This is a genomic window from Paenibacillus sp. J14, assembly GCF_000518465.1.
In the GTDB taxonomy this organism is placed as follows: domain Bacteria; phylum Bacillota; class Bacilli; order Paenibacillales; family Paenibacillaceae; genus Fontibacillus; species Fontibacillus barengoltzii.
In genome coordinates, this window is the sequence record NZ_JADQ01000097.1 from 1 (window position 1) to 5,431 (window position 5,431).

The following is a 5,431-nucleotide window of genomic DNA, read 5'->3' on the forward strand; positions in this document are numbered from 1 at the left end:
CTCGTAGCAAAACGATAGCGTTTCGGCCGGTCCCAGCTCTTTGATAAGCTTGCGTAACGCTGCCGGTGTGTGGGGAATGCTCCCGTAATAGCGTGGAGCTTCCCCGCTCACATCTGCAATTGCAACCGAAATTTTTTCTTTGGATACATCTAAACCGACGAATTTTGTGGTAGACTGCATAGTATCAGCTCTCCTTTGCTATGTAGCTCTGAAATGGTTTGGTTTATACTACACTATCCATTTTAACCTACGAGATGTAGCAATTTGGAGGGCTGTCTTTTGTTTACGTTCATCTTAGCTAGCAATGGGGGCGGCTTGACGCCACACCAACTCCGATGACCCCCATTGTGATGGAAAGCCAATTGGAAAACAACAGCTTAAAATCAAGGTTTTCAAATTGGGTTTTCAGCACCGAGAAGGTTGGATGAAGGAGGGAGTGAGTAGCGGAGCGTAGGTGGATCTACGTGAGCAACGGAGCGACTGACTGAATTCAAGATTCGATGTCGCACTCACTCCGATGACCCCCATCGTGATGGAAAGCCAATTGGAAAACAACCAATATCAACCGCAGGAAATTAACCTTACAGGGAAGGAAAGTGTAGTATGGCATTGCAAATCTATAACACCTTAACCCGGGCGAAGGAAGAGTTCGTCAGCCTGACGCCGGGAAAAGTGAAGATGTATGTTTGCGGACCTACCGTATACGGTTATATTCATATTGGGAATGCGCGGCCGATGATCTTTTTTGACGTGGTACGCAGCTACCTGGAGAATCAGAAATACGATGTAAATTACGTTGTAAACTTTACAGATGTAGATGACAAGCTGATTCGCAAAGCGGAAGAGATGAAGCTCACCGTGCCGGAAGTGGCTGAGATGTTTATTAAAGCCTATTACGAGGATCTGGACGGCCTTGGAATTCCGCGTGCCACAGCAAATCCGCGGGTTACGGAGAACATGGATGTGATCATCGACTTTATCCGCGACCTGGAGCAAAAAGGGTTTGCTTATGAAAGCGGCGGGGACGTATTTTTCCGTACGCACAAATTTCCGGAATACGGCAAGCTGTCCGGTCAAAATATCGACGAGCTGCAATTTGGCATCCGCATCGATGTGGACGAACGTAAGGAGAATCCGGAGGATTTCGTGCTATGGAAAGCGGCCAAGCCCGGCGAAATCCACTGGAGCAGCCCATGGGGCGAAGGTCGTCCCGGCTGGCATATCGAATGCTCGGCGATGTCTCGGCAACTGCTGGGCGACACGCTGGACATTCACGGCGGGGGTCAGGACCTGCAGTTCCCGCACCATGAATGCGAAGTTGCACAATCGGAAGCTGCCACGGGCAAACCGCTCGCCAGATACTGGATGCATAACGGATATATCAATATCGACGGGGAAAAAATGTCCAAGTCCCTAGGCAACGGCGTACTTGTCAAGGATTTGCGTGCACAATATAAACGGGAAGCGATCCGTTACTTTATGCTATCGACTCACTATCGTAATCCGCTGAACTTCTCGGAAGAGACGATGCTGCAAGCGGAGCGCAGTGTAGAACGGATCAGCAACGCCGCGAACAACCTTCGCCATCGTCTGAGCGCAGCACCGCAGGGCGGGGAAACGAAGGTTACCCCGGAGTGGGCAGAGAAGCTGGAGACGATCCGCAATTTGTTCCATGCCAAAATGCAGGACGACTTCAATACCCCGGACGCGATTACGGCGGTGTTTGAATGGGTGAGCGAAGTGAATACGCTGCTGCAGCAGCCGGTGGCTGCACGCGGCGATCTGGAAGCGGCACTGCAGCTGTTCGAGGAGATGAACGGCGTGCTGCGTATCGCTTTGCCGCCGGAGACGGAGCTGCCTGGGGAAGAGATCGAGGCGCTGATTGCGGAGCGGGCCGAAGCGCGGAAGGCCAAGAACTGGGCGCGCGCGGACGAAATCCGCGACATGCTGGATGCCCGCGGCATCGTGCTCGAAGATACGCCGCAGGGTATGAGATGGCGGCGCAAATGAGCGGGCCGCAAGAGCCACGGGCAGGCGCCAGCGAGCGGCAGGGCCTAGACGCAGGCGACCTGACCGGCGCAGCAGTGCGTCCCGGCCAGGACGTGGGCGCCGCCGCTCGGCCGGGCCAGGCAGCCGACGCAACGGCCCAGCCTGGCCAGGACGCCGCTGCAGCGGGGCGACCGGGCCTAGCGGCTGCGCCGCCAAGCCCTGCTGCGCCCAGCGCCGCCGCGCAATCCGCGGCTCCCGCGTCGCCGCGCGCCCCAGAGGGCGGTCCTGCGGCCCCCGAGCACGGCGCACCCGCCGCGCTCTGGTTCCCGGACCCGCCCGCCAAGCCGGCTCGGCTGCTGCCGCCGCTCGCCCTCGCCTACATCGGCGACGCCGTCTACGAGGTCGCCGTCCGCCAGCACGTGATGGCCCGCCCGAACTTGCGGCCCCATCACCTGCATGGCCAATCGACGAAGTACGTCTCGGCCAAGGCGCAGGCGCGGCTGCTGGAGCAGATCGAGCCGCTGCTCACCGAAGAAGAGAAGGACGTTGTCCGCCAAGGACGCAACGCCAAGTCCGGCACGGTGCCGAAGAACGCCAACGTGCAAGATTACCGACTCGCCACCGCTTTAGAGAGCCTGGTCGGTTACTTATATTACACCGGAGCGCATGATCGCCTCCGCGAGTTGATTGCCCACGGATTTGCCGATTTGGAGGACAATCGGGACCGTGACTAACAACGCGTTACCATTGCATAGGAGGATTCCGATGGAGGAACAAGAATGGATTGGCGGCAAGCATTCGCTGCTTGAAGCGCTGCATGCTGGCCGCACAATCAATAAAATATGGGTGGCCGAAGGCGCCCAGAAGCATCTCACCCAGCCGATCGTGGCTGAAGCGAAAAAACACGGCATTGTCGTGCAATTTGTGGACAAGCGCAAGCTGGACCAAATGGCGCCGGGCTTGCAGCATCAGGGCGTGGTCGCTCAAGTTGCCCCTTACGCCTACGCGGAAGTGGACGATTTGCTAGCCCGTGCGCAGGAACGCGGGGAACCGCCTTTCTTGCTGATTCTGGACGAGATCGAAGACCCGCATAATCTGGGCTCGATTCTCCGGACGGCAGAGTGTACCGGGGTGCATGGAGTGATCATTCCTAAACGCCGCTCGGCGGCGGTGACTGCCACCGTATCGAAAACCTCGGCCGGAGCGGTGGAGTACGTTCCCGTGGCACGAGTAACGAATTTGGTTCAGACCATGGAGCAATTGAAGGAAGCAGGCGTATGGATCGTTGGTACAGACGTAGGCGCAAAAGAAGAGATGTACCGCAGCGGCAACGTGCTGACTGGGCCGGTGGCGATCGTCATCGGCAATGAGAACAAAGGTATGGGGCGCCTCGTTCGGGAAACGTGCGACGTCCTGGTCAAGCTCCCGATGAACGGACGGCTCAATTCCCTGAACGCCTCGGTTGCCGCCGGGGTCATTATGTACGAAGTGCTGCGCAGACGACGCGCTGAAGGATAAAGGCATGCGCGATGTGCGCGATGTGCTATTGGTTGACGGATACAATATGATCGGCGGCTGGCCCGAGTTGGCGGAACTGTCCAAGCGGGATCTGCAAGCCGCAAGGGACAGGCTGCTTGAGCGGCTCGCCGATTATCAAGCTTTTTCCGGGAGAAAGGTGATCGTCGTCTTTGATGCTTATCGGGTTCCGGGGCTGGGAAAGTCCTATACCCAAAACAAGGTGGAGCTGGTATTCACCAAGGAGAAGGAAACGGCGGACGAATGCATTGAACGGCTGGTCGGCGAGCTGAGCCACCGTCGCCGGCAAATCTATGTTGCCACGAGCGATATGGTGGAGCAGCATGTGATTTTTGGACAGGGCGCACTGCGGATTTCGGCCAGGGAACTCTTGATCCAGGTGGAGCAAAGCGAGAAGGAAATCCAGGCCAAAATCGCCGAGCGCAGCGCCAATTCCAGCCGCAATACGCTGGATGCCAAGCTAAGTCCGGAGCTGAGACAGTTGTTTGAACGATGGCGCAGGGAATGAAAGGGCATTCTCGAGTTCTACTACCATATACCCTTGACAAAGTTCGACTTTACATCTTTTGGTACTTTTGCGGTTGACGCTAGTATGCACCTTCATATATACTGTTCGTATTACTTGAATGAGTGACGGGGAACCGTGCGTTGCGGCCGGAGGGATTTGTGGTGAGTGTCAAACTCGATACATGGGTAAGGTTTGACTATGAGATCCAAAGTGACGAAGACATTGTCGAGGCGGTTCGGGAAGGCGACAGTGAAGCGTTGGAATACTTGATCAACAAGTATCGGAGCTTCGTGCGCGCTAAGGCTAGGTCTTATTTTCTCATCGGTGCCGACCGCGAAGATATCATACAGGAAGGCATGATCGGACTCTACAAATCGATCCGGGACTTTCGGGGGGATAAGCTTGCTTCGTTCAAAGCGTTCGCGGAGCTGTGCATTACGCGCCAGATCATTACCGCGATCAAGACGGCAACGAGGCAGAAGCATATTCCGCTGAATTCGTACGTTTCCTTGGACAAGCCGATCTACGATGAGGAATCGGACCGAACGTTGCTCGACGTCATTTGCGGCTCTCAGGTGAGCGATCCGGAAGAATTGATCATCAACCAGGAAGAGTTTACCGGCCTGGAGGACAAGATGTCCGAGATCCTCAGCGATTTGGAGCGCAAAGTGCTTATGCTGTATTTGGACGGAAGGTCCTATCAGGAGATCGCGGTGGATTTGAATCGCCACGTCAAATCGATCGACAACGCCCTGCAGCGCGTCAAGCGCAAGCTGGAGCGTTATCTGGAAGTTCGCGACGGCGGTATCTGAACTTATTCTTTTCATCGTAACGCTACATACCATTCAATAAGCAGACCCAAGGGGGACCTGGTTGCAGGGAACCCTTTTTTTACCACGGCGACACGGTTCTTTACTTCCCCCACCAGAGGCGAAGCCGCACGGATTCGCTTGATACATATGCTTTTTCTCCTTCACTTTGCTGAAGGGTTGTCCCCATCGATTTCTCTCCCCAGGGTTTATCTTCCAAAATCGTGAGCTATACTGTAAATAATCGTAGAGCATTAGCAGGATGCCTCGCGTGTCAACTCATATAAAAATGTTACCGAAGGATAATGGTTCACTCACGTAATTTTGTTACCCAGTGGAGGCTGTTACATAGCCTCCACTGGGCGCGTAGCGGAGGCAGNCGTCACGGGNTGGGAAAGCAGCGCTTCCAACTGATTGTGTAATGCAAGCGGATCTTGGGAAGTCTGATACGCCTGTAACCGTTGGGTTTGTTCTGGTCGTAGCACGCCCAATTCGATTAACCGGGCAACGGGTGTTTTGGCCGTGTCGAATGTTTTCTTTACACGAGCCCCGCGACGCTCCTTGCCGATCAGCTTGCGAGTGGGCAAGC

The 5,431-nt window shown here is 55.5% G+C and carries 5 protein-coding genes and 1 pseudogene; 5 read left to right on the forward strand and 1 reads right to left on the reverse strand.

Annotated features, from left to right (window positions below; genetic code table 11):
* Positions 1 to 180 (reverse strand): annotated as a pseudogene (locus M891_RS24405) (IS110 family transposase); the annotation flags it as partial.
* A gap of 423 nt (positions 181 to 603) precedes the next feature.
* On the opposite strand from M891_RS24405, the gene cysS reads away from it, so the two are divergent.
* The 5 genes from cysS to sigH all read left to right on the forward strand — a co-directional run bounded on the left by cysS (position 604) and on the right by sigH (position 4,845).
* Complete coding sequence (gene cysS / locus M891_RS0121920) at positions 604 to 2,010, forward strand: cysteine--tRNA ligase (protein ID WP_028540274.1); 1,407 nt, start codon at positions 604 to 606, stop codon at positions 2,008 to 2,010.
* A 335-nt stretch (positions 2,011 to 2,345) separates the two neighbouring features.
* Positions 2,346 to 2,723 (forward strand): Mini-ribonuclease 3, encoded by a 378-nt coding sequence (locus M891_RS24410; protein ID WP_036701513.1) that lies wholly within the window; start codon positions 2,346 to 2,348, stop codon positions 2,721 to 2,723.
* 31 nt (positions 2,724 to 2,754) lie between these two features.
* Complete coding sequence (rlmB, locus tag M891_RS0121930; RefSeq protein ID WP_009226619.1) at positions 2,755 to 3,507, forward strand: 23S rRNA (guanosine(2251)-2'-O)-methyltransferase RlmB; 753 nt, start codon at positions 2,755 to 2,757, stop codon at positions 3,505 to 3,507.
* A 4-nt stretch (positions 3,508 to 3,511) separates the two neighbouring features.
* On the forward strand, positions 3,512 to 4,033 hold the full coding sequence (locus tag M891_RS0121935; RefSeq protein WP_016310701.1) for an NYN domain-containing protein: 522 nt from the start codon (positions 3,512 to 3,514) through the stop codon (positions 4,031 to 4,033).
* Positions 4,034 to 4,191: 158 nt separating this feature from the next.
* A complete protein-coding gene (sigH, locus tag M891_RS0121940) occupies positions 4,192 to 4,845 on the forward strand; it encodes an RNA polymerase sporulation sigma factor SigH (RefSeq protein WP_009226621.1) in 654 nt (217 codons plus the stop codon).
* The last annotated feature ends 586 nt before the right edge of the window (positions 4,846 to 5,431 follow it).

What these genes read in the sequence shown, in the direction of transcription:
- cysS (WP_028540274.1), top strand. Translation starts at nt 604, where the DNA reads ATGGCATTGCAAATCTATAACACCTTAACCCGGGCGAAGGAAGAGTTC.
- M891_RS0121935 (WP_016310701.1), top strand. Translation starts at nt 3,512, where the DNA reads ATGCGCGATGTGCGCGATGTGCTATTGGTTGACGGATACAATATGATC.
- rlmB (WP_009226619.1), top strand. Translation starts at nt 2,755, where the DNA reads ATGGAGGAACAAGAATGGATTGGCGGCAAGCATTCGCTGCTTGAAGCG.